The organism is Micromonospora ferruginea, assembly GCF_013694245.2.
Classification (GTDB): Bacteria; Actinomycetota; Actinomycetes; order Mycobacteriales; family Micromonosporaceae; genus Micromonospora; species Micromonospora robiginosa.
Genome location: NZ_CP059322.2, coordinates 5,168,437 through 5,194,709 on the forward strand (window position 1 = coordinate 5,168,437; position 26,273 = coordinate 5,194,709).

26 protein-coding genes and 1 tRNA gene are annotated in these 26,273 nt (G+C 72.7%); 10 read left to right on the forward strand and 17 right to left on the reverse strand.

The window, feature by feature from the left end; translation table 11 throughout:
• The 3 genes from H1D33_RS22755 to H1D33_RS22765 are packed head-to-tail and all read right to left on the reverse strand — an operon-like array spanning position 1 to position 3,316.
• On the reverse strand, positions 1 to 954 hold the full coding sequence (locus tag H1D33_RS22755; protein ID WP_181571224.1) for a carbohydrate ABC transporter permease: 954 nt from the start codon (positions 952 to 954) through the stop codon (positions 1 to 3).
• Complete coding sequence (locus tag H1D33_RS22760) at positions 954 to 2,246, reverse strand: extracellular solute-binding protein (RefSeq protein ID WP_181571223.1); 1,293 nt, start codon at positions 2,244 to 2,246, stop codon at positions 954 to 956. Before H1D33_RS22760 ends, H1D33_RS22755 begins: the two co-directional genes overlap by 1 nt.
• The gene (locus H1D33_RS22765; RefSeq protein WP_181571222.1) at positions 2,243 to 3,316 is read right to left on the reverse strand and encodes a LacI family DNA-binding transcriptional regulator; all 1,074 of its coding nucleotides are present in this window, start codon (positions 3,314 to 3,316) and stop codon (positions 2,243 to 2,245) included. Before H1D33_RS22765 ends, H1D33_RS22760 begins: the two co-directional genes overlap by 4 nt.
• A gap of 193 nt (positions 3,317 to 3,509) precedes the next feature.
• Between H1D33_RS22765 and H1D33_RS22770 the strand changes: the two genes are divergently transcribed.
• The 4 genes from H1D33_RS22770 to H1D33_RS22785 all read left to right on the forward strand — a co-directional run bounded on the left by H1D33_RS22770 (position 3,510) and on the right by H1D33_RS22785 (position 6,070).
• Positions 3,510 to 3,581 (forward strand) — tRNA-Lys (locus tag H1D33_RS22770).
• Positions 3,582 to 3,663: 82 nt separating this feature from the next.
• Complete coding sequence (locus H1D33_RS22775) at positions 3,664 to 3,939, forward strand: type II toxin-antitoxin system Phd/YefM family antitoxin (protein ID WP_181571221.1); 276 nt, start codon at positions 3,664 to 3,666, stop codon at positions 3,937 to 3,939.
• The gene (locus tag H1D33_RS22780) at positions 3,936 to 4,193 is read left to right on the forward strand and encodes a Txe/YoeB family addiction module toxin (RefSeq protein ID WP_181571220.1); all 258 of its coding nucleotides are present in this window, start codon (positions 3,936 to 3,938) and stop codon (positions 4,191 to 4,193) included. The genes H1D33_RS22775 and H1D33_RS22780 overlap by 4 nt, the downstream gene beginning before the upstream one ends.
• 293 nt (positions 4,194 to 4,486) lie before the next feature.
• On the forward strand, positions 4,487 to 6,070 hold the full coding sequence (locus H1D33_RS22785) for an Ig-like domain repeat protein (RefSeq protein WP_181571219.1): 1,584 nt from the start codon (positions 4,487 to 4,489) through the stop codon (positions 6,068 to 6,070).
• 103 nt (positions 6,071 to 6,173) lie between these two features.
• Here the strand turns inward: H1D33_RS22785 and H1D33_RS22790 are convergent, their stop codons facing one another.
• Both H1D33_RS22790 and H1D33_RS22795 read right to left on the reverse strand, forming a co-directional pair.
• Positions 6,174 to 7,646 (reverse strand): endo-1,4-beta-xylanase, encoded by a 1,473-nt coding sequence (locus H1D33_RS22790; protein WP_181571218.1) that lies wholly within the window; start codon positions 7,644 to 7,646, stop codon positions 6,174 to 6,176.
• Between the two features lie 157 nt (positions 7,647 to 7,803).
• Complete coding sequence (locus tag H1D33_RS22795) at positions 7,804 to 8,226, reverse strand: winged helix-turn-helix transcriptional regulator (RefSeq protein ID WP_181571217.1); 423 nt, start codon at positions 8,224 to 8,226, stop codon at positions 7,804 to 7,806.
• Between the two features lie 115 nt (positions 8,227 to 8,341).
• Here H1D33_RS22795 and H1D33_RS22800 point away from each other — a divergent pair, with 115 nt between their 5' ends.
• Positions 8,342 to 9,259, forward strand: coding sequence for an NADP-dependent oxidoreductase (locus H1D33_RS22800; protein WP_181571216.1), 918 nt, complete (start codon positions 8,342 to 8,344; stop codon positions 9,257 to 9,259).
• On the opposite strand, the gene H1D33_RS22805 is transcribed toward H1D33_RS22800, so the two are convergent.
• From H1D33_RS22805 to H1D33_RS22830, 6 genes are all read right to left on the reverse strand, one after another.
• A complete protein-coding gene (locus tag H1D33_RS22805; protein WP_181571215.1) occupies positions 9,241 to 9,942 on the reverse strand; it encodes a pentapeptide repeat-containing protein in 702 nt (233 codons plus the stop codon). The two genes, H1D33_RS22800 and H1D33_RS22805, sit on opposite strands and share 19 nt — an antisense overlap.
• Positions 9,939 to 10,643 (reverse strand): hypothetical protein, encoded by a 705-nt coding sequence (locus H1D33_RS22810; protein ID WP_181571214.1) that lies wholly within the window; start codon positions 10,641 to 10,643, stop codon positions 9,939 to 9,941. The genes H1D33_RS22805 and H1D33_RS22810 overlap by 4 nt, the downstream gene beginning before the upstream one ends.
• A gap of 6 nt (positions 10,644 to 10,649) precedes the next feature.
• Positions 10,650 to 11,351, reverse strand: coding sequence for a WXG100 family type VII secretion target (locus H1D33_RS22815; RefSeq protein WP_181571213.1), 702 nt, complete (start codon positions 11,349 to 11,351; stop codon positions 10,650 to 10,652).
• Positions 11,348 to 11,677, reverse strand: a complete 330-nt coding sequence (locus tag H1D33_RS22820; RefSeq protein ID WP_181571212.1) for a type VII secretion target — start codon at positions 11,675 to 11,677, stop codon at positions 11,348 to 11,350. Before H1D33_RS22820 ends, H1D33_RS22815 begins: the two co-directional genes overlap by 4 nt.
• 5 nt (positions 11,678 to 11,682) lie before the next feature.
• Complete coding sequence (locus H1D33_RS22825) at positions 11,683 to 12,123, reverse strand: YbaB/EbfC family nucleoid-associated protein (protein ID WP_181571211.1); 441 nt, start codon at positions 12,121 to 12,123, stop codon at positions 11,683 to 11,685.
• A gap of 93 nt (positions 12,124 to 12,216) precedes the next feature.
• Entirely contained in the window at positions 12,217 to 12,678 is a 462-nt protein-coding gene (locus H1D33_RS22830) for a MarR family winged helix-turn-helix transcriptional regulator (RefSeq protein WP_181571210.1), read from the reverse strand.
• Positions 12,679 to 12,769: 91 nt separating this feature from the next.
• Between H1D33_RS22830 and H1D33_RS22835 the strand changes: the two genes are divergently transcribed.
• Positions 12,770 to 13,861 carry an epoxide hydrolase family protein gene (locus H1D33_RS22835; RefSeq protein ID WP_181571209.1) on the forward strand — a complete coding sequence of 364 codons (1,092 nt, stop codon included), beginning with the start codon at positions 12,770 to 12,772 and terminating at the stop codon, positions 13,859 to 13,861.
• A gap of 2 nt (positions 13,862 to 13,863) precedes the next feature.
• Here the strand turns inward: H1D33_RS22835 and H1D33_RS22840 are convergent, their stop codons facing one another.
• From H1D33_RS22840 to H1D33_RS22850, 3 genes are all read right to left on the reverse strand, one after another.
• Positions 13,864 to 17,967 carry a trypsin-like peptidase domain-containing protein gene (locus tag H1D33_RS22840; RefSeq protein WP_181571208.1) on the reverse strand — a complete coding sequence of 1,368 codons (4,104 nt, stop codon included), beginning with the start codon at positions 17,965 to 17,967 and terminating at the stop codon, positions 13,864 to 13,866.
• 15 nt (positions 17,968 to 17,982) lie between these two features.
• Positions 17,983 to 18,312 carry a CU044_2847 family protein gene (locus H1D33_RS22845; protein ID WP_181571207.1) on the reverse strand — a complete coding sequence of 110 codons (330 nt, stop codon included), beginning with the start codon at positions 18,310 to 18,312 and terminating at the stop codon, positions 17,983 to 17,985.
• A gap of 116 nt (positions 18,313 to 18,428) precedes the next feature.
• Positions 18,429 to 18,689 (reverse strand): hypothetical protein, encoded by a 261-nt coding sequence (locus H1D33_RS22850; protein WP_181571206.1) that lies wholly within the window; start codon positions 18,687 to 18,689, stop codon positions 18,429 to 18,431.
• On the opposite strand from H1D33_RS22850, the gene H1D33_RS22855 reads away from it, so the two are divergent.
• Positions 18,688 to 19,344, forward strand: a complete 657-nt coding sequence (locus H1D33_RS22855; protein WP_181571205.1) for a hypothetical protein — start codon at positions 18,688 to 18,690, stop codon at positions 19,342 to 19,344. The two genes, H1D33_RS22850 and H1D33_RS22855, sit on opposite strands and share 2 nt — an antisense overlap.
• On the forward strand, positions 19,341 to 22,589 hold the full coding sequence (locus H1D33_RS22860; RefSeq protein WP_181571204.1) for a helicase HerA domain-containing protein: 3,249 nt from the start codon (positions 19,341 to 19,343) through the stop codon (positions 22,587 to 22,589). Before H1D33_RS22855 ends, H1D33_RS22860 begins: the two co-directional genes overlap by 4 nt.
• Positions 22,590 to 22,628: 39 nt before the next feature.
• Here the strand turns inward: H1D33_RS22860 and H1D33_RS22865 are convergent, their stop codons facing one another.
• Positions 22,629 to 23,114, reverse strand: a complete 486-nt coding sequence (locus H1D33_RS22865) for a carboxymuconolactone decarboxylase family protein (protein WP_181571203.1) — start codon at positions 23,112 to 23,114, stop codon at positions 22,629 to 22,631.
• A gap of 168 nt (positions 23,115 to 23,282) precedes the next feature.
• Here H1D33_RS22865 and H1D33_RS22870 point away from each other — a divergent pair, with 168 nt between their 5' ends.
• Together H1D33_RS22870 and H1D33_RS22875 are read left to right on the forward strand one after the other, a co-directional pair.
• Positions 23,283 to 24,182, forward strand: a complete 900-nt coding sequence (locus H1D33_RS22870) for an RNA polymerase sigma-70 factor (protein WP_181571202.1) — start codon at positions 23,283 to 23,285, stop codon at positions 24,180 to 24,182.
• Entirely contained in the window at positions 24,179 to 24,472 is a 294-nt protein-coding gene (locus H1D33_RS22875) for a hypothetical protein (protein ID WP_181571201.1), read from the forward strand. Before H1D33_RS22870 ends, H1D33_RS22875 begins: the two co-directional genes overlap by 4 nt.
• Before the next feature lie 10 nt (positions 24,473 to 24,482).
• On the opposite strand, the gene H1D33_RS22880 is transcribed toward H1D33_RS22875, so the two are convergent.
• Positions 24,483 to 25,256: an SAM-dependent methyltransferase gene (locus tag H1D33_RS22880; protein ID WP_181571200.1), complete on the reverse strand. Its 774-nt coding sequence runs from the start codon at positions 25,254 to 25,256 to the stop codon at positions 24,483 to 24,485.
• A 105-nt stretch (positions 25,257 to 25,361) separates the two neighbouring features.
• Complete coding sequence (locus H1D33_RS22885; RefSeq protein ID WP_246411919.1) at positions 25,362 to 26,132, reverse strand: prepilin peptidase; 771 nt, start codon at positions 26,130 to 26,132, stop codon at positions 25,362 to 25,364.
• Positions 26,133 to 26,273 lie beyond the last annotated feature (141 nt).

Sequence of the window (26,273 nt, forward strand, 5' to 3'; positions counted from 1 at the left end):
TCAGTCCCTCTCGATCAGCCGGCGGTTGACCAACGAGATGAGCAGCACCCCGAGCACCAGCAGCACGCCGATGGCGGCGGCCACGTCCGGCTGGCCCTGCTGGATGCCGCGCTGGTACATCACCAGCACCGGCGAGGCGGACGCCCCGTTCGGGCCGCCCCCGCCGGTGAGCAGGTAGGGCTCGGTGAACAGGTTGGCGCCGGTGATGGTGGCCAGGATGACCACCAGGGCGGTCGCCGGGCGTACCGCCGGCACGGTCACCGACCGGAACCGGCGCCACCAGCCCGCGCCGTCGACCGACGCCGACTCGTACAGCTCCTTCGGCACGTTCTGCAGCGCGGCCAGGTAGAGCAGGATGAAGAAGCCGAGCTGCTTCCAGACCACGAACACCGCGATCACCGGCATCGCCAGGCCGGCGTTCACCAGCCAGGACGGGTCGGGCGCCAGCGGGCCGAGCACGGAGTTGACCAGGCCGTCGGCGTTGAACAGGAACAGCCACACGCCGACCACCGCCACGCTCGCGGTCACGTACGGCACGTAGAACGCGACCCGCAGGAAGGTCCGGGCGTGCACCACCCGGTTCAGCGCGACCGCCAGCAGCAGGGCCAGCACCGTGGTCAGCGGCACGTTGATGACCAGGAAGACCCCGATGTTGCGGAACGACTGGCGGACTCCGGGGTCGGCGAGCACCGCGCGGTAGTTGTCCAGCCCCACGAACGGCCGGTCCACCGCCGCGCCGGGCGCGGCGAAGAAGTAGTCGTGGAAGCTCATCCAGACCGCGAAGCCCAGCGGGTAGGCGAACACCACGGCGATGAACACGGCGTACGGCGCGGCCAGCACCATGCCCACCGGGTGGCGGCCCAGCACGGCCGCCACCCGGCCCCGGCCCGCCGGTCGCGGGCCTCGGGTGGCGGCCCCGGTGGTCGGGGCCGCCACCGTGTCGGCGGTGGACATCAGGAGCCGGCGGCGAGCTGGTCGACCTTGTCCGCGGCGGCGCCGAGGGCGTCGGGCACCGGCTTCTTACCGAAGATCACCGACTCGGAGTACGCGTCGCGGAACGCCTGCCAGACGGCCACCGAGTTCGGCACGTTCGGCACCTCGACCGTCCGGGCCGCCTGGTCGGCGAACGCCTGGTAGGCCGGGTTCTTGGCGAAGTAGTCGGGGTAGGCGGTCGCCAGGTCGGTGCGCAGCGGCATCTGGCCGGTCTTGGCCAGCAGCGCGCCGTCCTGCTCCTTGCTGGTGGCGAAGCGCATCACGTCCCAGGCGGTGGCGCGGTTCTTGCAGGCGGAGTACATCGCGACGTTCTTCGCGTCGCTGAACGTGCGGATCTGGTCGGCCGGCTTGCCGGTGGAGGTCGGCACCGGCACCGCGCCCCACTTCACCTTGTTGCCGTACACCGAGATCGCCCACGGGCCGACGATGGCCATGGCGGCCTTGCCGTCGGCGAACGAGTCGCCGTTGTACTTCTCCTTCGGGGCGAGCCCCTCGGTGTAGAGCGTCTTCCAGAACTCCGCGACCCGCTGGCCCTCCGGCGAGTCGAACTGGGCCTTGCCCCCCTCGACCAGTTGCTTGCCGCCGGTCTCGGCGGCGAACAGCGGGTAGAAGTCGAACCAGGACTGGAAGAACTCGCTGGTCGGCGCCGGGTAGATGGCGGCCTGGGCGGCGCCCGAAGACTTGATCTTCCGAGCGGCGGCGAGAAACTGGTCGTACGTCGCCAGCGGGGGCCGCTCCGGGTCGAGGCCGGCCTTGGCGAAGATCTCCTTGTTGTAGAAGATCATCACCGGGTTGGACTTCCAGGGGAGCTGGTAGAACTTGCCGTCCGGCGACTTGTACTGGTCCGCCGTCTGGCCGGTGCGCTCGGCGATGTAGGCGGCGCCGCCGTCGAACGAGTCCAGGGCGACCAGGCCGCCCTGCTTCTGGAACTGCGGCACGGCCGCCGGCGCGGTGTTGAAGATCAGGCAGGGCGCGTTGCCGGCGGTGATGGCGGCCCCGATCACCTCTTCCGAGCTGGTGCCCGCCGGGATCTCCTGGGCGTTGATCTTCTGGTCGGCGTGCTGCGCGTTCCACGCCTCGACCATCGCCTTGCCCCAGGCCAGTTCCTCCTGGTTGTTGGAGAGCCAGACGTCGATCGGCCCACGGGCGGCGTTGGCCTCGGCGGCGTCGCCGCCACCACCGCCGCTGCCGTCGCAGCCCGCGGTGACGGCGAGCGCGGCGGTCAGCAGCAGGGCCGGGAGAGTACGTTTCATGTCTGCTCCGATCGGGACGGTGCGGGCGGACGACGCCGCTGGGCGGGTGGTGCCGGTGGTGGTGCGGTGGAGGCGCGGACGACGAGCGGCGCGGGCGGCGTGGGCACGTCGGCCACGGACTCGCCGTCGATGAGGTGGAGCAGGGCGTGCGCGGCCGCCCGACCCCACTCGAACGGGTCGGTGCGCACGGTGGTCAGCGGTGGACTGACGTAGCCGGCCAGCTCGGCGTCGTCGAACCCGGTCACCGACAGCCGCCCCGGCACGTCGACACCGAGTTCCCGGGCCACCGCGAGCCCGGCGATGGCCATCAGGTCGTTGGCGTACACGATCGCGGTCGGCGGCTCGGCCCGGTCGAGCAACGCACGGGTGGCCTGCGCGCCACCGGCCGCCGAGAAGTCCGACGTCACGCACAGGTCGGCGGGCAGATCGGCGTCCGCCAGCGCCCGCTCCCAGGCCAGCCTGCGGACCCGCCCGTGCAGGAAGTGGTCCGGCCCGGCGACGTGCGCGATCCGGCGGTGCCCCAGCTCGACCAGGTGGGCCACCGCCGCGGCGATGCCCGGCCGGTCGTCGATCAGCAACGCCGGCCAGCGGCTGGGCGTCATCGGCCTGGCGATCGTCACCGCCGGCAGCCCGAGCTTTTCCAGCAGGGCGAGCCGTGGGTCGTCCACCCGCAGGTCGAGCAGGAAGACCCCGTCCACCCGGCCGTCGGCGGCCAGCCGTCGGTAGCCCGCCTCCTCGGTCTCCTCCGGCACCACCTGGAGGACCAGTGCCTGACCCCGGTCGGACAGGGTCCGCTCCACGCCGGCGATGAAGGCGGGGAAGAACGGGTCCGCGCCGAGCAACTCGGGCGGGCGGGCGATCACCAGACCGACCGCGAAGGCCCGCGAGGCGGACAGGGCACGGGCCCGGTGGCTCGGCTCCCAGCCCAGCGCGCGGGCGGCGGTGAGGATCCGTTCCCGCGTCTCGTCGGCCACCCCCGGCCGGCCGTTGAGCGCGAAGGACACCAGACCCTTCGAGACGCCGGCCGCCTGGGCGACGTCACGGATCGTCGGTCGACCTGGCCGGGTCACCGGCGCCTCCTCGCGTTACTAAACCGGTTTAAGCAACGGAGGTTAGACCCGTTCCACCGACTCCACAACAGGAAGCAGTCGATGGATGCGCGACGGTCCGGCGGCAGGTCAACGCGTCGGGCGGGTGGGTCGGGGCCGGCGGCGGTGGAAGCCGGAAGCCCCGCGTGGGGAGGTTCCGGTAGCCTGGGCGGGCGGGCCGCTAGCTCAATGGCAGAGCTGTGGACTTTTAATCCATAGGTTCAGGGTTCGAGTCCCTGGCGGCCCACTCCTCCGCAGGTCAACGACTTCGCGCCGCGTGGCACAACCCTCCTGAGGTACACTTTTCTGTACTTGCCATGGAGGTGATCATGCGGACCGTGAACTTCACCCAGCTACGGCAGAACCTGGCCGCCGAACTCGACAGCGTCATCAACGACGCCGAGGAAGTGGTGGTGACCCGATCCGGCCACGAGCCCGTGGTGATCGTGCCGCTTGCGGAGTACGAGTCGATGAAGGAAACCGAATACCTTCTGCGCAACCCGAGCAACGCCGGCGCGCTACGCCGGTCGATGGCGGAGTTGGAGAAGGGTGATGCGGCCGAGCGGGACCTGATCGACCCGACCACCGTCCGGGACGTCGCGTGAGGCTGGTCTTCACTGCGACAGCGTGGAGCCAGTACCTTAGCCACACGGACCGAAAGCTGGTCAGGCGCATCAATGACCTGATCGCGGACGTGATGCGCAACGGATACGAGGGCATCGGCAAGCCAGAGCCTCTCCGGGGAGAGCTGTCCGGCTTCTGGTCCCGACGGATCGACCGTGAACACCGGCTGGTGTATCGGATCTCCAAGGAAGACGTCGAGATCATCGCCTGCCGCTACCACTACGGCGACCGGTAGCGAAAACATAGGCCGGCGGCATCGGGACAGAAGCCTGACCAGGACCGCCGGCCGAGGTACGCCATCGACCTGTCGCCCGCGACCTGGTGAGCCACCTCGCCCGGTATCCGGATGCTCCGGCGACGGTGGTCCGGCTCGCCGGCGCCCTCGGGATCCGCGGGGCCTGACCAGGCGGCCGGAATATCGGCCGCATCGCCTGTCACGGCGGGGAACCGGGCGAAAATCTGTCGCGCCCGTGCCTTAATCTCAGCGCACGACCCCTATCGAGGGGCCTTGATGCACGGGGAGTGCAAATGAAGCCTTGGCGCCTTCGCGCGCTTGTCACGACCGTGGCCACCGCCGCGGTCGCTCTGTCGATCACGGCTCCGGCCGGCGCCGCCACCGCGGCCACGCCGGTTCTGGAGGTCACGTCGATCGCCTTCGACCGCACCCAGGTCGACGTCACGCAGGACTACGCCAGTGTCGCTCTGACCTGGACGATCACCGACCGGGCCACCAAGGCCCGGAAGATCAACGGTGCGGTCGAGCTGCGCCAGTTCGCCGGCGACCAGCAGGTCGGCCAGCCACGGACGGTCAGCTACGACCTGGACTGGGGCGCCGAGGTCCATGGCTCGGGGACGGCGCAGGAGTCCACCTACAGCTTCGACTTCGTCGTGCCGCGCTATTCCTCGGCGGCGGAGACGGTCTGGCGGGTCACCAAGGTGACCATCGCCGACGACGTCGCCCACGCCCGGACGGTGCGTGACCCGGGTCCGGCGGCGCTCGCCGTGACCCAGCTCGTCGACACCGAGGGGCCGGTCGCCGAGCAGCTCTACCTCGACTTCGGCCAGCCGCGCGAGGTCTACGACGACGGTTCCGGGGTGACGTTGCGCTACCGGACGCAGCTCACCGACGAGAGCGGCTTCAAGCGGGGGAAGCTCACCCTCGCCGGGCCGGGTGGCGTGCGGTTGAGTTCCACCTTCCAGCTCGTCCAGAGCGGTTCGCAGTGGTCGTGCAACGGCGACGTGTCATACGACCCGACCTGGGTGGGGTGCACGGTCCCGATCGCCGTGCCGGCCGGCTCGGCGTCCGGCACCTGGCGGGTGGCGCGGGTCGACCTGACCGACCTCTGGGGCAACACCCGGACGATCACCTCGCCCGAGGGGCCGGCGCCGGTCCAGGTGACCCGCAACGACGTGGTCAGCGCGACGGACTTCGCGCTCACCGAGTCGCAGGTCAACAACTGGCGCAAGCCGGCGTCGACGGCGCTGACGTTCACGCCGCACGGCGCGGTCCGGGGCCTGGCCTCGGTCGACCTCGATCTGTCCCGGTGCTCGCAGCCGTCGCACACGCCCGTGGTGCGCGCGGACGGCTCGATCTCGGTGGAGATCGTGCTGCAGTCGAGCTGGGTGAGTTCCTGCGAGATCAACGGGGTCAAGCTGACCGACGGGGCGGGCAACATCGCGCTCTACGGCACCACGTACGGCGCTTCCGACCTCGGGCTCACCGTCGCCCGCGTGCCGGACGAGAAGACCCCGGTGGTGCTGTCGGCGAAGCTGTCCAAGGAAACCTGGACGTCCCAGGAGACCGAGGACGCGTGGGGGCTCGGCTTCGACGTCACGGTCGAGGTCGACGACTTCGCCCCGATCTCGGGCTACAGCGCGACGATCTACGACAGCGAGGGTGTCTCGCGGGGCGGCATGTACGGCGGTCAGAGCGACGACGGCACCGGGGTCTTCCACCTGGCCGTGTCGACCGGGCGGCTGGCGCCCGGGCGCTACACGATCGGCTTCTCGCTGACCGACGAGGCCGGGAACAGCAGCAGCTGGAGTTACCCGAACAACGCCGGCAACCCGATCCCGACCGGTCCGCTGGTCCTGACCGTGGTCGCCGACTGACGTCCGGCCCGGCCCACCCCGGCCGGGCCGGACCGCTCGTCGGCGGGCTCGACACTAGGCGCTGGAGTGAACTCCAGCGCCTAGTGTCGCCGCCACGCGGTCGTCAGTTGGCGACGAGCCGGAACTGCTGGTTGGCCTGGCCGTTGCAGTCGTAGAGCTGGATCTGCTGGCCGTTGCCGGTGCCCCAGACGTCGAGGCAGCGACCGGACTGGACGCCGGTGACGGTGCCGTTGGAGTTGACGTTCCATTGCTGGTTGCTCTGCCCGTTGCAGCTGTAGATCTGCACCGCCGCGCCGTTGCCGGAGCCGGCGGCGTCGAGGCAGCGGGCGCCGCCGTACACCGTCAGTTGCTTGCTTGAGGTGTAGGTCCACTGCTGGTTGGTCTGCCCGTGGCAGTCGTAGAGCTGCACCCGGGTGCCGTTGGTCTGCGACGAGTTGGGCACGTCCACGCATCGGCCCGACTGGCTGCCGACGATGCGGCTGGCGCCGCCGGACGGCGGCGGCGTGGTCGGCCCGGAGGTCGGGGTGGCGGTCGGCGACGCCGTCGGGGTGCCGGTGGGTGCCGGGCCGGCGGCGTTGAGGGCGTTGAGGACCGAGGTGTACGCGGCCTTCTTGTTGCCGCCGCCGTCGAACAGCAGCGGGCTCTCGTTGGAGCGCCACGAGTCGCTGTCGCGGACACCCCAGACGGTGATGCCGATGCAGCGCGGCACGTTCAGGCACGCCTGGGTCAGGCCCTGGTACTGGCTGGTGGACGAGTTGGTGACGTCGACCTCGGTCAGCGCCACGTCGACGCCGAGAGCGGCGAAGCTGGACAGCGTGGTCTGGAAGTTGCTCGGCAGCGAGCTGCCGCCGGTGAAGTGGGTCTGCAGACCGACGCAGTCGATCGGCACGCCCCGCGACTTGAAGTCCTGGATCATCCGGTAGACACCCTGCGTCTTGCCGTACGACCAGTTCTCGATGTTGTAGTCGTTGTAGCAGAGCTTCACCGACGGATCCGCCGCCCGCGCGGTGCGGAACGCCACCTCGATCCAGTCGTTCCCGGTGCCCTGCAGGTTCGAGTTACGACGACTGCCGTCCTCGTTGAACGCCTCGTTCACCACGTCCCACGCGGCGAGCTTGCCCTTGTAGTGGGCCATCACGCCGTTGATGTGGTTGATCATCGCGTTGCGCAGCGTGCTGCCGCCCATGTTCTGCATCCAGCCGGGCTGCTGCGCGTGCCAGGCCAGGGTGTGTCCCCGGACCTTCAGGCCACGCTGGGTCGCCCAGTTGTAGATCTGGTCACCGGCGGAGAAGTTGAACTGGTTCTGGTTCGGCTCCGTGGCGTCCGGCTTCATCTCGTTCTCGGCCGTGATCATGTTGAACTCACGCGCCGCGATGGTGCTGTAGGTGGAGTCGTTCAGGCGGCTCGCCGCGATCGCGGTGCCGAAGTAGCGACCCGACTGCGCCGCCGCGGCGCCCAGGGTGGTGGCCGCCTGGGCCGGTCCGGGCACGAACAGCGCGGCGCCGGCCAAGGCCAGCGACCCGGCGGCAGCGGCCAGCAGTACGCGGTGGCGGTGCCGCCTCAGTGGACGTTCCATGACACTCCTCTGCATCTCGGAGTTCCCCGTCACCGGTCCTGAAACTTTCGGAAACCTACCGGTAACTCGGGTGGAACATACTCGGGCAGCCGTCATCGGTCAACGTCGATGACGGCTCCTACGGGCAGGAAGCGCTTCCGGTAGGGTGCCGAAAATTTCAGCGGTCGTCGTACCGCTCGCGGTTGGCGTACACCTCGTCCATGTGCGCCTCGGCCCAGTCCTTGATGCCACGCGTCAGGGTGTGCAGCGACAGGCCGAGGTCGGTCAGTTCGTAGGTGACGGTCACCGGCACGGTCGGTGTCACGGTGCGGACCACCAGGCCGTCGCGCTCCAGAGCGCGCAGCGTCTGGGTGAGCATCTTCTGACTGACGCCGGCGAGCCGGCGGGACAACTCCGAGTAGCGCATCACCTGCGGACCGGCGTCGCCGTTCGGGCCGTCGCGACCGAGCGCGGCCAGGATCAGCGCCACCCACTTGTCGGAGATCCGGTCGAGCAGTTGCCGGCTCGGGCAGGCGGCCAGGAACGCGTCGTACTCCGCCCTCGCCCGGGCCCGCTTCTCGCTCGCGGTTCGCGTGGCCATTGGCCGTTCCTTCCTACCGCCGGGTGCCCTACGCACCTGGAAGTGCCTACTTCCCGATGGGGAGTTACCCCTCCATCGTGGAGTCGGAGATCGGTCGAGACAAGGAGCAACAGCCATGGGTACGCGTACCTTCCGGACCGCCGTCGTCCGCACCCCGGACGGCCCCGGCGCCATCGAGATCGTCGACGTCCCGCTGCGCGAGCCCGGCCCCGGCGAGGTCCGGGTGCGGATCGCCGGCGCAGGGGTCAACCCCGTCGACCTCGCGGTCGCCGGCGGCTACTTCCACAGCCTGGGGCTGATCCGGCAGCCGCACCACACCGGGCTCGGTTGGGACTTCGCCGGCACGGTCGAGGCCGCCGGTCCCGGCGTCGACCTGGCCGTCGGCACTCCGGTCGCCGGTGTGCTGATCGGGTTCGACCGCGACTTCGGCACGTACGCCGAGCAGCTCGTCCTGCCGGCCGCCGACCTGGCCGTCGTACCGGACGGGTTGGACCTGGTCGCGGCGGCGACGGTGCCGCTCAACGGGCTGGCCGCGGCGCAGGTCGTCGACCTGCTCGGAGACGCGCCGGCCGGCGCCGACCGGCTGCTGGTGACCGGCGCGGCCGGCGCGGTCGGGGCGTACCTCCTCTCGCTGGCGCCGGAGCGGGGCTGGCGGGTCACCGGCCTGGCCCGCGCGGCGGACGAGGATTTCGTGCGGAGCCTCGGCGCCGGCTTCACCACGGCGGCCGAGCCGGGCTGGGACGCGGTGGCCGACGCCGCCAACCTCCAGGAGCAGGCGTTCGCGCTGGTCCGGGACGGCGGGGCGTACGTCGGGGTCCGGCCGAACGCCCGGCCGGCCGCGGATCGCGGCGTCACCGTCGCGGCCGTGGACACGCACGCCGACGGCCGCCGACTGGCCGACCTGCTCACCCGCGCCGCGACCGGCGAGCTGCCGACCCGGGTGCACGCGGTGCTGCCGCTGGACCGGGCGGCGGACGCCCACCGGGCGGCGGCCAAAGGCGGGGTACGCGGCCGCTACGTGCTCCGGCCCTGACCGCTGCCCGCGGCCGGGAGCACCTGGATGTGCTCCGCGCCCCGCTCGGTGAACCACGCCTCCAGGTCGGTGCCGTCGAGCGACCGGCTGCGGTCCTCGTCGACCAGGACCGGGCCGATCACCGCCCCCTTCGCGCCCTCGAACTCGCACCCGGCCATCGCCGCGCCGGTCAACACCGTGGGCATGGTCGCGCCGCCCAGCGTGGCCCACCGCAGGCTGGCGAGCTCCAGGTTGGCTCCGCGCAGGTCGGTCCGGTAGAGCTTGGCCGAGTTGAGGATCGCGTGACCGAGGTCGGCGCCGGTCAGGACGGCGTCGTCGAGCACCGCCGCGAACAGCCGCGCCGCCCGGAGCCGGACGTTCGGCGCGGCGCAGCCGACCAGTTCCGCCTTGGTCAGGTCGGCGAAGCTGAGATCGGCGTCGGCCAGCTCCGCGTTGCCGAGGTTGGCACCGCCGAGGTTGGCGTCCTCCAGCCGTACGCCGGTCAGGCCGGCGCCGACCAGGTAGGCGTCGGTCAGGTCGATGGTGCTCAGGTCGGCACCACGGAAGTCCAGGAAGTCGCCCGACAGGTAGGCCGTGGGGTCCGCGGCGAGGGCGGCGAACCACTCCTGGAGCGCCTCCCGGGCCTCGGGGCTGTCCGGCCACCGGGTCACGTCGGCGCTGCCCTGCTTGTACCTGCTGCTCATTCGAGGAACACCACCTTGCCGTCCAGGTCCGGATTACCGGATACCCGTCTCTTCAGGTCGGCCAGGGAGCCCGGGGACAGGTTCTTGCTGTCGATGATGACACGTTGACCGCCGGCCACCTCGTCGGACAGCTTCTGCTCGGTCTCGTTGCCGTCGTAGCGTCCCCGCGTGCCCTCGGGCATCGGCTGGCCGGCCTGCCGGCCAGCCGGGAACGTGTCGACCGGGCTCTTGACGTCCCAGTAGTCGCCGTTGGCGTCGACGAACTCGCCCTGGTCCCGCTGGAAGGCGGGATCGGAGTTGTCCAACTCGGCCCGCCGGATCGGGCCCGGGATCTTGCCCTGTGCCTCGGCTTCCAGCCCGACCTCCGCCTCGCGGCGCGACTTGGCGCTCACCTTCCCGTTGTGGGCGGGGTCGGCGGCGAGTTCCTGCACCCGGGCGTCGTACTCGGGGGTGCCGGGCCTGGGCGTCTGGGATCCGCCGTCGCCGCCGGGCCGTCCCGGGGAACCACCCTGGTCACCGCCCGGGCGACCCTGGCGTGCCTCGTCGGCGATGGTGTCCTGCGCCCGGCCGACGTTCTCCGGGACCTCGGTGCCGCGCCGCCGCCCGGGTGAGGCGCCGGTGCCGTCGCCCTCGCCGTCACCGTCGCCGTGCGGGCGGGGTGCGTCCGGGCCGTCTCCGTGGGGGGTCTTGGGTCTCGCCATGCGCGGCTAGCCGTCCAGGAGTGCGGAGAGGTTGGTCAGGCTGCTGATCAGCGCCATGACGTAGGTCAGGATGCGGCCGGCCCACTTCACGACCGCGGCGGCGATCTGCGACGCGATCACCGGGATGGTGACCACGAAGATGGCCTCGACGGCCCACACGATCACGCGGGCCACCAGGTCGGCGATGAGGTCCCGGACGATGTCGCGGGTGAACATCACCAGGTTGCCGGCGGCCTGGGTGGCGGCGGCCATGGCGGCGGACACGCCGCCGAGCCCGTTGATCGCCTCCACGTTGTGTTCCATCAGGTTGTGGTAGGCGTCGGCGGCCCGCCCCTGCCAGTGCGGGGTGTCGCCGTCCACGAAGGACTTCAGGTCGGTCGCCATGCCCTGGAGTGCGGCGGCCATGTTGTCCCAGGTGGCGGCGTGCGAGGCGACGACGTCCGGCATGCCGGTCAGCTCGTCGAGGACCTGCCGCAGCGGCTCGAAGTATTCCATCGCCCAGCCCAGCCCGTTGGCCAGCAACGCGCTCAGCGGGTCCATCACGGTCGCGGCGACCTCGACGCCGAACGCCGCGCCGGCGATCAGGTCGTCGACCCAGCCCTGGCTGTGGATGGCGTCGACCAGCCCCTGGCAACTGTCGGCCAGGGCCGCGCCGGTCCACGGCTTGCGGGTGGAGACGACGTCGGCGACCAGCGACGTGTCGCTCACGGCGTCGCCCCCGTCAACCCGCCACCCGCCTTGCGGACCACGGCGTCGGCGTCCGCGTCGGCGCTGTCGTAGTTGTCGGCGGTGGTCCGCAGCCCGGCGACGACCAACGACAGGTTCTCCTCCACGTACGCGATCAGCTCGTCCTGCCGCTGGTGCCGGCCCTCCAGGATCGCCGGCAGCCAACTGCACAGCAGCCCGTACGCGGAGTCGTCCCGGGCGATGTGCGCGCTGGCGGTCTTCACCGCGTCGAAGCGGGCCCGCACGGCGTCGACGTTGCGGGAGTGCGCGCGGATCTGGTCGGCGTCGACCGCGAACCCACCGGACATCCCGCTCACCACCGGCCGGACTGGTCGTCGGCGCCGCCGTCGGTCGCCGGGTCGGGGTCGCGCAGCCGCTGACCGACCCGCTCGGCGATGGCCCGGCCGGCGGCCGAGTCGGTGCCCACCGTGTCGGCGATGATGTCCTGCGACCGGTCGGCGAGCTGCCGCTTCGCCTCGCGGATGGTGTCCATGACGGTCCGGGCCACCACGTCCGGTGCGAGCCGCTGGCTGCGTGGGCCCAACCGGAGGTCGCACAGCGCCCCACCGGAGTCGACGGTCACCTCGCACACGCCGTTGCCGTCGGCGGCCGTGACCCGCAGCTCCTGGAGCCGGTCGCTCATCGCCTTGGTGTCGGCCGCGAGCTGGTCGATGCGCCCCTTCCAGGCCGCCAGTCGTTCGACGGCGCCGTCCGGATCCAGCAGGCCACCCGGGTTCGCGAAGCCGACCCCCATGTGTCCCCCGATACCTTCCCATGATCACGCCTGGCGGGAGGAGGCTAACACCGCATCCATGCGGGTGACTACGGCCCGTACGGAGCCCGACAGTCAGCCGGACCGTCGGGTGTGGTGGGTGAGCACCCGGCTCAGCAGGCCGGTGAGCTGCTCGCGTTCGCCCGGCGACAGCGGTGCGAGCAGCTCGTCCTGCACGGCGGCGAGCTGCTTCTCCAGCCGCCGGAGCCGCCGGCGCCCGGTCGGTGTGACGGTGATGACGTTGCGCCGGCGGTCGGCCGGGTCCGGGGCGCGCTCCACGAGGTCACGCTCGGCGAGTTCGTTGAGCGCCGCCACCACGTCGCTGGTGTGGATGCCGCTGCGCCTCGCGAGCGCCGCCTGACTGGCGGGCCCGAACTCGTCGAGCGTCGCCAGCAGCCGGAAGTGGTAGCCGCGGGCGTCGACCGCGGCGAGTCCGTCGCTCACCAGCCGGCCGGCCCGGACGGCGGTCTGGGTGAGCAGCCAGCTCGGCAGCGCGGCCAGGCGGGCGGGCACGGCGTCCTGGTCCGAGGTCTCCACGTGACCAGCCTAACAAATCCATTGGTACGACCAACGAATCGGCCTTACGTTGGTGCGGCAAACGTTAGGGGCACCAACGAAAGGTTGAGTCGTGATCACACCGTTCCGGATCCACGTTCCGCAGGCCGACCTCGACGACCTGGCCGACCGGCTGGCCCGCACCCGCTGGCCCGACGAACTACCCGACGCCGGCTGGGACCACGGCATCCCACTGGAGCGGGTACGCGAGCTGGCCGAGCACTGGCGCACCGGCTACGACTGGCGCGCGCACGAGGCGGAACTCAACAGGTACCCGCAGTTCACCACCGAGATCGACGGGCAGAACATCCACTTCCTGCACGTCCGCGCCACCGACCCGGACGCGCTGCCGCTGCTCCTCACCCACGGCTGGCCCGGCTCGGTCGTCGAGTTCCTCGACGTGCTCGAACCACTGTCCGAACGGTTCCACCTGGTCGTCCCGTCGATACCCGGATTCGGCTTCTCCGGCCCCACCCGGGAACGCGGCTGGAACGTCGACCGCGTCGCCCGCGCCTGGGCCGAACTGATGCGCCGGCTCGGCTACCAGCGCTACGGCGCGCAGGGCGGCGACTGGGGCTCGGTGATCTCCACCCGGCTGGGCGGCGTCGACCCCGAGCACGTCGTCGGCGTACACCTCAACTACCTGCCCACGCCCCCACCGCCCGACTGGACCGGCGAGGCCGAGCTGTCCGAGCCGGACCGGGCCCGGCTGGCCCGGATCCGGCAGCTCATGGCGCAACGCCACCCGCACCAGATCCTCTACGCCGCCCGCCCGCAGACCGTCTCGTACGCGCTGAACGACTCGCCCGCCGGCCAGCTCGCCTGGATCGCCGAGAAGTTCGCCGAATGGGCCGACCCGGCGTCCACCATCGCCGTCGACCGTGTCCTCACCGACGTCTCGCTCTACTGGCTCACCCGCACCACCGCGTCCGCGGCCCGGTTCATCAAGGAGAACGCGGCCGGCGGGCCACCGCCGCCCTGCCCGCCGCCGGTCGGCGTCGCCGTCTTCGCCCACGACATCACCCGGCCGGTCCGCGCGCTCGCCGAACGGGCGTACCCGATCCGGCACTGGAGCGAGTTCGACCGGGGCGGCCACTTCGCCGCGCTGGAGGTGCCCGACCTGTTCGCCGCGGACGTCCGCGCGTTCTTCCAGGACCTCGGATGACGTCAGCAGCGCACCGCGACCCGGCCGACCAGCCGGGCGGCGGCCTCGGGCGGCACGTCCCGCCCGCCGTCGATCTCCAACGCCAGCAGACCCTGGTCCAGGCCGACGAGCAGCGTGCCGTCCACCGCGCAGCAGGTGAGCGCCGGGTGGTAGACGGGAATGGTGTGCACCGCCCGGCCGGTGGACGGGTCCCAGATCCGTACCGTCCGGTCCCGGCTGGTCGAGGCGAGCAGGTCCCGCCCGCCGACGCGCACCAGGCTCAGGCCGGTCACGGCCGCGGTGTGACCGGTGAACCCGCCCGCCGGCTGGCCCCACTCCGCGTCCCACAGGCGGATCGTGTGGTCCGCGCTGGCCGACGCCAGCATCCGCCGACCGGCCACGATCAGCCCGCAGAGCGCGGTGACCGCGTCCTGGTGGCCCTGTTGCGTCCAGACCGGGGTGTCCCGGCCGGCCCACAGCATCACGGTGCCGCTCTTGTCCGCCGAGGCGAGCGCCTCCACACCGGGCCACCGGACCGTCGCGAGGGCGGTCACCCAGGCCCGGGTGACGTGCCCCAGCAGGACCGTCCGCACGGCCCCGGTCTGCGGATGCCACACCCGGATGGCCTGGTCGTCGCCGGCCGACGCGATCAGCGTCTCGCCGTCGATGACGATCGGGCAGACCGCCGCGACCGGGGCGTGGTGCTCGGTCATCGACCCCGCCAGCTCGCCGTGCCGCACGCTCCACGACCCGACCGTGTTGTCGTCCTGCGCGGTGACGAGCAGCGGCTCCTCGACGTCGGCGACCGCGCACATCGCGTTGACCGGCCCGCCGGGTGTCGGGATCTCCCGCAGCCGCTCGCCGGTGGCGGCGTCCCAGAGCCACACCCGGCCGTCGGCGCCACCGGAGGCGACGAGACCGGGGCGCTCGTCGGGAACCGTGCAGAGGCTGTGCACCGGGCCGAGCCGGTCCCGCTCGGCGACCGTGTCCGGCCGGCCGCCGGCCGGGTCCCACAACCGGACCGTGCCGTCGTCACCCGCCGTCGCCAACATCCGGTCCTTCGCGGTCCGCAGCTCGCACACCGCGCGGATCCAGCTCGCATGTCCCCGCAGGCTCGGCCGGCTGGTCCAGGTCGGCACGTCCCACACCCGGATCAGCCCGTCCTCGCCGGTCGACACGAGCAGACAGCCCTCGTCGACCTCGACGGTGCACAGGTCGGTGACGGGTCCCTCGGTCTCCAGGACGTGGACGCAGTCGCCGGTCTCCGGATCCCAGAGCCGGACCGTGCCGTCGTAGCCGGCCGAGGCGAGCAGCGTGCCGCCCGGCGACCGGACCGCGTAGAGGGTGGTCACCCAGCCGACGTGGCCGGTGAGGACGAGTCTCGGCCGCGTGTCGACGGTCGGCTCCCAGACCCGGACCACGCCGTCGAAGCCGGTGGAGGCGAGCAGGTGCCGCCCGCCCGCCGGGACGTACGTCACGGCGGTCACCCATCCGGAGTGCCCGGTCAGCGCGCACCGCTGCGCCCCGGTCACCGGGTCCCACACCCGGACCGTCCGGTCGTCACCGGCCGAGGCGAGCAGGTCGCCGCCCGGCAGCGGGATGACGCAGATGTTGCGGACCCAGTCGTCGTGCCCGCGCAGCTCGTGCCGGCGCTGGCCCGACCGCGGATCCCACAGGCCCACCGTCCCGTCGTGGCTGGCGGTGGCGATCAGCGTCTCGCCCGCCCCGGTGCGGACGGCGCACAGCCCTCGGATCGTGTCGCCGTGACAGGTGAAGACCGCCTCGGACTGGTTGGTCAGCGGATCCCAGAGCCGGACCGTGCCGTCGTCACCGGCGGAGGCGAGCAGCCGCCGATCGTCCAGCTCGACGGCCGCCACGTCGTAGACGGCCTGCGAGTGCCCGTCCAGCACGCTGCGTTCCTGCCGGGGCGGGGTGTACGCCCAGCGAGCCCGATACGGCGCGCCGTCGGCCCGGATCCCGCTGCCCAGCCCGTCGAGCCGGTCGACCACCGAGAACAGGGCGGCCCGCTCGGCCGGCGCCGCCGCGACCGCCAGCGGCGTGCGGTGCAGCAGCCGCACCCGGGATCGGGAGAGCGGCGCCAGCGGTCGCTCGGTGTCGACGACCGAGAGCAACCGCTCCAGGTGTGCGTGCAGGAGATAGTCCTCGTCGGCCAGCAGCCGTTCCACGAGCCCGGCCCGCCAGGCGTGCTGGGGCAGGGAGCGCCGCAGGTAGTCGGGCACCGAGGCCCAGCCGACCTCGGCCGCCAACCCGGTCCAGGCGGCGACCAGCCGTCGCTGGTCGTCCCGGCGGGACGCCCCGGCCAGCAACGCGTCGTTGAGCGCCTGGTGGAACAGGCGGTACGCGGGCCGGCTACCGCCGCCGGTCTCCACCAGGAAGTTCGCCGCCGAGGTACGGGCGAACCCGAGAAGCTCCTCCTCGGTGACCGTGCCGCCCAGCGCGGTCACCGCGATCCGCCAGAGTGACAGCGGCAGGCCCGGCGTCTCGGCGTACGCCAGGGCGGTGAGGGCCAGCCGGGCGGACGCCGACCCGGCGGCCGGCAGCCCGGCCAGGTAGGAGTCGAGCGCGTGGGCCACGGTCGCGGTGAACGACACCGACGCCGGGTCGACCGGCTCGATGTCGCGTAACGCGTGCGCCCGGGCGACGAGACCGGCCACCAGGAAGTTTCCCTTCGCCAGCGCGGCGATACGGCGGGCCAGCGGGGCCGCCGTCGCCGGGTCGGTGTAGGGGTTGCCCGGCCGTTCCGCGCCGAGCAGCCGCAGGGTCGCCAGGGCGTAGTTGACCAGATCGGCCTCGGCGAAGTATTCCGGCGTGTCCAGGTCCACCAGCTCGACCGCCTCACCGAAGCAGGCGATCAGGTCACCCCGGTCGTCACCGCGCCGGGTGCCGACGACGACCCGGAGGCCGTACCGGCCGCACTCGCGGGCCAGCGGCAGCAGGACGTCGTCGACGACCTGTCGCGCCTGGCCGGGGTCGGCCGCCTCGTCCAGCGCGTCGATGACCAGCGCGAAGCGGGCCGGACGACGCGCCAGCCGGTCACGCACCGCCGGCATCAGGTCGCCCGGCGCGCCGGGCAGGTCGACGGCGACGGCCCGGGCGATCTCGATCGCCACCTCGAGCGCGGTCTTGCCCTTGACGTGCACCGCGCAGGAGACCGAGCCGGCGGTGGCCCGCACGGCGGTGTCGTCGTCCGGCAGGCCGTCCCGGATCTGCTGGTCGGCCGTGGTCACCACGCGGCCCAGCGCGGCCGACTTGCCGACGCCCGGTGACCCGGTGACGATCAGCGGCCGGGTGGCGGGCGCCGGGCCGTCGACGAAGTCGACGACGCGCCGGAGCGCGGCGGTACGCCCCCGGAACCGCGCGCCGCCCTCGGTGTCGACGGCGACGCCCCGCGCCCGGGGCAACCAGTGCCGGCCGGCCTCGCCGTCGGTGCTCAGCGTCCACCCCCAGGCCGAGAGCGCGGCGTCGTCGGCGTCCTCGACCCGCCAGGCCGACAACGCGCCCAACGTCATCGCCGGCACCTGTTCGTCGGCGTGGTGCAGGGTCACCGCCTGGCCCTTGCCCTTGCCGTCGGCGGTGACGACGACGCCGACCACCGCCTGGTACTCCGGGGACCACAGGGCACCCCCGCTGAACCCCTTGCTGAGTGGCCCGCCGGTGCCGCTGTCGACGGTGACGTGGCCGTAGCCGCCGGCCTCCACGACGGAACCGGTCGCCTGGAGGCCACCGACCACCGCGGGCGGGAAGCCGTACGCCCAGAACGGGCGGTCGAGCAGCGGCTTGGCGGCCAGGCAGCGCAGCCGCGCCGGGGTGACGGTCGCCGGAACCGGCTCGGCGAGTTCGAGCACGACCAAATCGACGTGCGCCTCCCGCATGCCGTCGTGTCGGCACCGCCGGACCTTGCGTCGGTCGAAGTAGGCGACCTTGGGCGCGAGCGGGAAGGCGACCGAGAGATCGGGGTGCAGGGCGCCGTCGGCGGTGCACGCCACGTGGTGACAGGTGAGCACCAGGTTGGCGGCGATGACGATGCCGGTGCCGACCGCCGTGTGCGGGTTGGCCGCACGGTGCAGGGCCACCGCCCACGGGCTGCCGTCCGGGGCCGTTGTCACGGGCCGACCCGTCCGTCAGCGCCGTGACCCGGCACCGCGATCGGTGGCGCCGTCCGGCTGCCAGGCGAGGGTGACCTCGAAGTTCGCCTCCCCGGTCGCCTTCGCCACCACCCAGCTCGCCGTGCCGGTGGCCTTGATCCCGAAGCGCACCTCCACCGCGTCGGGAGAGACGGTCTTGACCTGTTCCAGCAATTCCCGGGCGGCAGCCACCGCCGGTGCCGCGGATTCGCGCACCCAGCCGGCGACGTCACCGAAACCGGCGGGTTGGAAACCGGGCGTGGGCTCGACCTCGATCAGGGCTACCGTTTCGTCGTCGACCTGGTAGCGGACCACCTCGGACTGCACCGGTCACCTCCGTGACGTATTTCCGGGAACAGGCGGGAGGGGTCGTGGCGGAGCGGAACTCCCGGCCCACTCACCGGTCTGCCATGCTGCCCGCTGTCCTTGTCGCTTGGCAATGGTCAGGCCGGCGGACCTCGCCCCGGCAGCCGAACAGGTGTTTCAGTCAGGCCGTCCACGCAGGATCGCTGAAGATCCACTGTGCTGCCCTGTCGGCTTTCGTCAGCGAGATCGGTGACCTTGCGCGAGTCGGACACCGTCGGCAGAATCGGCCCGTGCGGCGGGGGCGCCCCGTCGTCCGCCTCGATCATGGCCACCCCTTCCGAGCCTTCGATCACACCGTCGACGCGGTGAGCGCTCGTGCCGTAGAGGAGCATCCGCATGCCGGAAAAGGAACTGACCCTCGTCGACCGGTGCATTCTTCTCACGCTGATGATGAAGGCGGCGCCTTTGCCGCAGACCTACTTCACCAATGTCGCGGGAATCGGCCTGAAAGCGGATCACCGACGCCGGCTCCAGTCAGCCGGCCTGATCGAGGTCACCGAGAAGCCGATCACGTTGTCGCTCACCGACAAGGGTTGGGATCGGGCCACCGAGGAGCTGGGCGCGGAGCCACCGAAGGGCGCCGGCACCGCGGGCGGAACCCTCTACGTCGCGCTCGACTTCCTGCGCCGGCTGATCGACCACTCCGGGACCCGCGCCGACGACCTGTTCCGGATGCAGATCAACCGGGGCGAGGTCGTCGCGCCACCGGTGGAGTCGTCGCCGGCCCGGGCCGGCGACGCGGTCACGCTGATCCGGCAGGCGTACCACGAGATGGCCGCCCGCCCCGGTGACTACGTGATGCTCGCCGACCTCCGCGACGCCCTCACCGACCTGTCCCGCCCCGACTTCGACGCCGCGCTCGTCGCGCTCAACCAGGAGCGCGGCGTCCACCTCGTGCCCGAGTCCAACCAGAAGGTGCTCAAGCCGCAGGAGCGGGCCGCGGCGGTGACCATCGGCAACCAGGACAAGCATCTGATCGCCATCTCGTCATGATCGGTGACGAGCAACGCCGTGCCCTCGCGGCGCTGAGGTTCAACTGGGCACCCACCCCCGACGACGTCTGGAAACCCACACCTTTCCACGTGGCGGGCCTGCACCACGACGTCGTGACGACGGTGCTGGACAGCTTCGCGGAGGCTCAGGCCAGCACCGACTCCAGCCCGGTCGGGGTGGCCATCCTCGGGCAGCGCGGCACCGGCAAGACCCACCTCATCGGCACCGTCCGCCAGCAGGTGCAGCGCCGGGGCGGGTTCTTCTTCCTGGTCGAACTGCTGGAGGCCCGGACGTTCTGGCAACGCACCGCGATCTCGATCCTGGAGGGCCTGGTCCGGCCGACGTCGGACGAGACGACCCAGCTACGGACGTTCCTGCGCCGCCTGGCCGACGAGGTGGGCGCGCCCCGGACGGTACGGCGCGCGGTCGCCGGCGAGACCGAACTCAGCCGGTCCACGCTTGACGCTTTCGTCGACCTGGTCCGCAAGAAGGACCGGCGGATCGGCACGGAGTGCCAGGACACCGCGCGCGCCCTGGTGCTCTACGCGGCCGAGCAGTCCGCCGTGCAGGACATCGGCTACGACTTCCTCTCCTCGATGGACGAGGAGGAGCCCGGGCAGCGGGCCGGATGGGGACTGCGGCGCAGCCGGCGTGCGCCGCAGGAGGTCGTCCGGGACATCTCCCGGCTGCTCGCCGTCGTCGGCCCCACCGTGATCGCGGTGGACCAGATCGACCTGATGATCGCCCAGTCCGTGAAGGCGACCAACCAGGAGGCACGGGGCGAGGCGGACTGGCAGACCTCGCTGCTGCTCGAACAGGTCGCCAGCGGCCTGATGGCGCTGCGCGAGACCACCCGCCGGACGTTGTCCGTCGTGTCGTGCCTGCCGCAGACCTGGCGCAGCATCCAGCAACAGGCGACGGACACCGTCCAGGACCGGTTCCGGGAGGCCGCCCCGCTCAAGGAGATCCCCACCGTCGAGGTCGGCCGCGAGCTGGTCGAGAAGCGGTTCGCGGTGCTCTTCGAGAGCATCGGGTTCACGCCGCCGCATCCCACCTGGCCGGTCCACCCGGACGCGTTCGCCGAGGTCGTCGGCTTCACCCCCCGGGAGCTGCTGCGACGGATCGACGCGCACGTACGGGGCTGCCTGGCCGACGGCGAGGCGCGGGAACTGCGGCACCTGCTGCACGCCACCGGCGATCGGCACGCCGACGGAATCGTGCCGACCCCCGTCCCCGAACCGCCGCCGGAGAGCCGGACGAGCGGATTCAACAAGATCGACCCCCGGTACGCCGAGCTGGTCGCCGCCGCCGACACCACCTCCGCCGGATCACCCGAGTCCGAGGACGCCCGCGTCCCGCGCCTGCTCGAAGCCGGCCTGACCGCGTGGATCGCGGCGCAGGGGGCGGCCGTCGACGCGTTCAGCCTCGACCCGATCCCCGCCGGGACCAAACCGGCGTTGCACGCCCGGCTGCGGCACAGCCTGAGCGAGGACAGCGAGGACGAGGAGCACTGGTCGTTCCGGGCCATCTCCGCACCGCACCACATCGCCGCGCTCAACCGGATCCGCAACGCCATCACGGCCGCCGGGCTCACCGAGGGGGTCGCCAAGCGGAAACTCTTCCTGCTGCGCAGTCCCAAGTGGTCGGCCGGCGCCCGTACCCGGGAGGTGCTGGACGCGTTCGAGCGGGCCGGCGGCCGCACGCTCCGCCTGGACGGGCCGGACGTCGCCCGGATGGTCGCGTTGGAGCAACTCATCCAGGACTACGGGCGGGAGACGCTGCGGCCCTGGTTCGCCGACCGCCGGCCGGCCTCCGACATCGCCTGCCTGCGGGAGGCGCTGGGTGACCGGCGGGCCGGGACGGCAGCCACCCGGGCCGAGGAACGGCCGGCGGACCCGCCCCCCGGGGCGGCCGGAACGCCCCCGCCGGAGACCACGGCACCGCGCTCCGCCGGGCCCGTCCCGGAGCCACCGACGATCGCTCCCCCGCCGCCGGTGGCCGGCATCGACCCGCAGCGGATGGACATCGGCACGGTCACCGGGCGTGCCGACCCGGTCGGGATCGACCTCGAAGCGCTGCGCCGGCACACCGTCATCTTCGCCGGCTCCGGTTCCGGCAAGACCGTCCTGATCCGCCGCCTGGTCGAGGAGTGTGCCCTGCGCGGCGTGTCGGCCATCGTGCTCGACCCCAACAACGACCTGGCCCGGCTCGGCGAGGCCTGGCCCGCGCCACCGCCGGGCTGGGACACCGACGACCCCCGGCGGGCGGCGGAATACCTGGCCGGCACCGACGTGGTGATCTGGACGCCGGGACGGCAGGCCGGCCGGCCGTTGGTGTTCCAGCCGCTGCCGGTCTTCGCCGACGTGCTCGACGACCCGGACGGATTCACCTCGGCCGTGAACGCCGCCGTCGCCACGCTCGCCCCGCACGCCCGGGTCGACGGCGGCACCGACAAGGCCCGGCTCGGCCGGGCCGTGCTGCGCGAGGCGCTGATCGGCTACGCCCGCACCGGTGCCAACGACCTACGCGCGTTCACCGACGTCCTCAACGACCTTCCGGACGGGGTGAGCCAGCTCGACAGCGCACCCAAGCTGGCGACGGGCATGGCGCAACTCCTCAAGGCCGCCCTGATCAACGATCCGCTCCTGGGCGGTGCCGGCACACCGGTCGACCCGGGCGAACTGCTCACCCCGCCTCCCGGCCGCCGCGCCCGGGTCTCGGTGATCAATCTCGCCGGCCTGGCCGAGGAGCACCAGCGGCAGAGCTTCGTCAACCAGTTGCAGCTCGCGCTCTTCACCTGGATCAAGCGCCACCCGGCCGGGGACCGGCCCCTCGGCGGGCTCTTCGTCATGGACGAGGCGCAGACGCTGGCACCGTCCGGCGCCGTGACGGCCTGCACCCAGAGCACCCTCGCGCTGACCTCACAGGCCCGCAAGTACGGGCTGGGGCTCGTCTTCGCCACCCAGGCGCCGAAGGCGTTGCACAACCAGATCCCCGGCAACGCCGCCACACAGTTCTTCGGCCTGCTCACCGTGCCGGTGCAGATCGAGGCCGCCCGGGACGTGGCCCGGGCGAAGGGAACCGACGTCCCCGACATCGGCAAGCTGCGGACCGGCCAGTTCTACGCCGCCGTAGAGGGTGCCCGGTTCACCAGGATGCAGGCGCCGATGTGCCTCACCCACCATCCGCGGAGCCCGCTGACCGTGGAGGAGATCGTCCGGCGGGCGGCCCCGCCGGCCGGTTGAGCACCGGCCCGGAGTGCACCCGGGCCGGCGCCCGGGCCGTCAATGCGCCGCCGCGGCGAACATCCCCGCCTCGTACGAGCCGCCCTGCTGGTGCGCGATCACCGCGACCCGGTTCGCCGCGTTGATCAGCCCGACCAGGCAGACCAGCGCCGCGAGCTGGTCCTCGTCGTAGTGCTTGCGCACCTGGGCCCACGTCTCGTCGGACACCCCCTGGTACGCGTCGGCGAGCCGGGTGCCCTCCTCGGCGAACGCCAGCGCGGCGCGCTCCGCCTCGGTGAAGACGCTCGACTCGCGCCACGCCGCGACCAGGTGCAGCCGCACCGCGCTCTCCCCGGCCGCCGCCGCCTCCTTGGTGTGCATGTCGATGCACCAGCCGCAGCCGTTGATCTGACTGGCCCGCAGCGACACCAACTCCTGCACGGTGTGCGACAGCGGCGACTGCTGGATCGCCAGACCGGCGTTGGCGAACCGCTTGAGGAACTTGGCGGAGATCGGGTTGTCGAACAGGTTGATTCGGGTCTCCATGGTTCCGCCCTCTCCGTGGCGTGGCGTTCGGACGAACACGAGATGCCGGCGGCGACGCCGGCGTGACACCGTGGCCCGGTGACGACCGCCACAGCGGCGAGGTGTCACGCCGCGCCGGTCGCCGGCGTCTGGTGGGGAACGCGCAGCCGAGCGGACAGGGAGCACGTCATGGCGGACCGGGCCACCGAGGAGTTCGTCGCCCACCGGAACCTGCTCTTCACGGTCGCGTACGAGATGCTCGGCTCGGCCGCCGACGCCGAGGACGTGCTCCAGGAGACCTGGCTGCGCTGGGCCGGCGTCGACCTCGACGAGGTCCGGGACCGGCGCGCCTACCTGGTGCGGATCACCACCCGGCAGGCGCTGACCCGGCTGCGCACCCTCGGCCGGCGCAAGGAATCGTACGTCGGGTCGTGGCTGCCCGAGCCGCTGCTCACCGCGCCCGACGTGGCCGACGACGTGGCGCTGGCCGACAGCGCCTCGATGGCCATGCTGCTGGTGCTGGAGACGCTCGCGCCGACCGAGCGGGCCGTGTTCGTGCTGCGCGAGGTGTTCGACGTCGACTACGACGAGATCGCCGAGACGGTCGACAAGAGCCCGGCCGCGGTACGCCAGATCGCGCACCGGGCCCGCGCCCACGTGGCGGCGCGCCGGCCCCGCCGTACCGTCTCGGCGGCCGAGACCCGCGACGTGCTCGGCGCCTTCCGGCGGGCGGTGGAGACCGGCGACCTCCGGTCGCTGGTCGCCGTGCTCGCCGAGGACGTGGTGCTGGTCGGCGACGGCGGCGGGATCAAGCAGGCGATCCCGCGTCCGGTCGCCGGCGCGGATAAGGTGGCCCGCCTGCTGGCCGGCGGGTGGGGCCGCGTCGCCCGCGCGGCGTCGATGGAGCCGGCGCAGGTCAACGGCTACCCGGCGTTGGTCGTGCGGCTCGACGGCGAGCTGGACACGGTGGTGGCGGTGCGGCTCGACGGCGGCCGGATCAGCGGCCTGTACGCGGTGCGCAACCCGGAGAAGCTGTCCCGGATGGACCGGGAGACGACGCTGAGCCGCCGTGCGACGATGCCGGGATGAGCAGCGACGCCTCGCCCGACGTCACCGCCCTCGCCGTCAACGTGACCGTGCCGGAGGCGTTGCGCTGGACCGACACCCGGCGCGGCGAGGAGTTCACCCTGACCACGCTCAACATCCGGTTGTTGCCGGACGGCTCGCTCGCCGCGAAGGCGTACGGCCGGCCCACGGCGGGTGGCCGCGGCGCGTACGTGTCGTTCCGGGTGCCCGACCGGCCGGAGCTGGCCGCGCTGGTGGCGGCGGCGGCCGACCGGGCCGGCGCGCTCTGGGCCGCCCACCGCGGCCTGGAGTGAGCGCGGCCACTCAGCGGCGCACGCCCACCCCGCCGTAGCCGTGCGACACCGCCGCCCGTGGCTCGCCGTCGGGCCGCCAGTCGGCCAGCCGGACCAGACCGGGCTCGACCAGGTCGTAGCCGTCGAGGAAGCGGGACACGTCGGCGTGGGTGCGGGGCACCAGCGGCGCGCTGCTGCGCCGGTAGACCTCGGTGCCGGCCCGCGCGGGCAGCGGCGGCGCGCCGTCCAGGGTCAGGTGGGAGAGCGCGAGCAGGCTGCCCGGGGCGGTGGCGTCGCGCAACCGGGCCACCGCCGCCCACGGGTCGTCCGCGTCGGGCACGAAGTGCAGCACCGCGACCAGCAGCAGCGCCACCGGCTCGGCCAGGTCGATGGTGTCTCGCAGCGCCGGGTCGGCCAGCCACCCGTCGGGCCGTCGCAGGTCACCCTCGATGACCACGGTGCGGCCGTCGGCGGGCAGCAGCCGCCGGGCGTACGCGACGGCCACCTCGTCGTGGTCGACGTAGACCACCCGGGCGTCGGGGTTCACCGCGCGGACCACCTCGTGCACGTTGCCCTGGGTGGGCAGCCCGGCGCCGACGTCGAGGAACTGGCGTACGCCCCGCTCGGCCGCCCAGCGCACGGCGCGGCGCAGGAAGGCGCGGTTGGTCTGGGCGGCCACCCCGGTGTCCGGGAAGATCTTCAGGATCTCCTCGGCGGCGGCCCGGTCGGCGGCGAAGTTGTGGCAGCCGCCCAGGTAGTAGTCGTACATCCGGGCGACGTTGGGTCGCGTCTCAGCGTCCGTCACGCCCTGAGTTCTAGCACCCTGGGCCACGCCCCGCTGACCCGCCGTGGCGGCGGTTGTTAACCGGGGGCCCCGCCTATACCGGAGGCGTTAACCGGGGGCCCCGCCTTACACGAGCACGAGGGTGGCGGCGGTGCCGAGGATGAGGAACGGGCCGAACGGCAGGTGGCTGGACCAGCGCAGTCGCCGGAGGGCGAGCAGCGCCAGCCCGGCCAGCGCGGCGAGGGTGACCGCGAGCACCAGCCCGGCCACCAGCACCGGCCAGCCGTGCCAGCCGAGCAGCGCACCCGCGCCCAGGGCCAGTTTGGCGTCGCCGAGGCCGAACCCGCGCCGGCCGAGCAGCAGCGTGGTGGTCGCGAAACCGGCGGCGAGGGCCAGCCCGGCCGCGACCGCCCGCAGCCAGGGCGCCGGGCCGGGACCGGCCAGCGCGGCCACCCCGAGCAGCGCCCCGGTGCCCCCCGCGGCCGGCCAGGTCAGCCGGTCGGGCAGCCGGTGCGCGGCAGCGTCCACCAGGGCCATCGGCACCGCACAGGCGAGCCACCAGGCCAGCGCCAGGCGCACGCCGAGCGGCCCCCCGGCCAGCATCAGGACGGCCACCGCGACCAGCAGCGCCACCTCCGCCACCGCGGGTGGCGCGCCGACGCGCGCACGGCAGCCCGGGCAGCGGGCCGCCGGGCCGAGCGCCGGCAGTGGCCGGTCCAGCCCGATCGGGGCGCCGCAGGCGTCGCACCCGGTCCGGTCGGGGCAGTCCGAGGGTACGGCGTAGCGGGCCACCGCCAGTCGGACCGGCGGCACGACCGCGAGGGTGGCCAGCAGCCGGACGACCGGGCGACGGGTGACCGCCAGCGGGGCGAGGTCCCGGGCCCGTTCGGTGGTCACGCCGGCTCCCCCGTCCGGTAGTCGCGACCTCCACATCGGAGCACGCAGAGTGACAGATCTCCAATCGTCGTGTGACGGATGGCGCGGAAAGAGGCGTCCGGCGGGGTGCCGGGGCGGCCGACGCGGGCAGGGTGCGCGGGG

Bases quoted from the DNA above. Each gene is read 5' to 3' on its own strand.
- H1D33_RS22875 (WP_181571201.1), top strand. From the start codon at position 24,179: ATGAGCAGCGACGCCTCGCCCGACGTCACCGCCCTCGCCGTCAACGTG.
- H1D33_RS22810 (WP_181571214.1), bottom strand. From the start codon at position 10,643: ATGGCGAGACCCAAGACCCCCCACGGAGACGGCCCGGACGCACCCCGC.
- H1D33_RS22870 (WP_181571202.1), top strand. From the start codon at position 23,283: ATGGCGGACCGGGCCACCGAGGAGTTCGTCGCCCACCGGAACCTGCTC.
- H1D33_RS22820 (WP_181571212.1), bottom strand. From the start codon at position 11,677: ATGTCCGGTGGGTTCGCGGTCGACGCCGACCAGATCCGCGCGCACTCC.
- H1D33_RS22850 (WP_181571206.1), bottom strand. From the start codon at position 18,689: ATGCGGATGCTCCTCTACGGCACGAGCGCTCACCGCGTCGACGGTGTG.
- H1D33_RS22755 (WP_181571224.1), bottom strand. From the start codon at position 954: ATGTCCACCGCCGACACGGTGGCGGCCCCGACCACCGGGGCCGCCACC.
- H1D33_RS22785 (WP_181571219.1), top strand. From the start codon at position 4,487: ATGAAGCCTTGGCGCCTTCGCGCGCTTGTCACGACCGTGGCCACCGCC.
- H1D33_RS22865 (WP_181571203.1), bottom strand. From the start codon at position 23,114: ATGGAGACCCGAATCAACCTGTTCGACAACCCGATCTCCGCCAAGTTC.
- H1D33_RS22800 (WP_181571216.1), top strand. From the start codon at position 8,342: ATGGGTACGCGTACCTTCCGGACCGCCGTCGTCCGCACCCCGGACGGC.
- H1D33_RS22775 (WP_181571221.1), top strand. From the start codon at position 3,664: ATGCGGACCGTGAACTTCACCCAGCTACGGCAGAACCTGGCCGCCGAA.
- H1D33_RS22795 (WP_181571217.1), bottom strand. From the start codon at position 8,226: ATGGCCACGCGAACCGCGAGCGAGAAGCGGGCCCGGGCGAGGGCGGAG.
- H1D33_RS22760 (WP_181571223.1), bottom strand. From the start codon at position 2,246: ATGAAACGTACTCTCCCGGCCCTGCTGCTGACCGCCGCGCTCGCCGTC.
- H1D33_RS22855 (WP_181571205.1), top strand. From the start codon at position 18,688: ATGCCGGAAAAGGAACTGACCCTCGTCGACCGGTGCATTCTTCTCACG.
- H1D33_RS22790 (WP_181571218.1), bottom strand. From the start codon at position 7,646: ATGGAACGTCCACTGAGGCGGCACCGCCACCGCGTACTGCTGGCCGCT.
- H1D33_RS22860 (WP_181571204.1), top strand. From the start codon at position 19,341: ATGATCGGTGACGAGCAACGCCGTGCCCTCGCGGCGCTGAGGTTCAAC.
- H1D33_RS22805 (WP_181571215.1), bottom strand. From the start codon at position 9,942: ATGAGCAGCAGGTACAAGCAGGGCAGCGCCGACGTGACCCGGTGGCCG.
- H1D33_RS22825 (WP_181571211.1), bottom strand. From the start codon at position 12,123: ATGGGGGTCGGCTTCGCGAACCCGGGTGGCCTGCTGGATCCGGACGGC.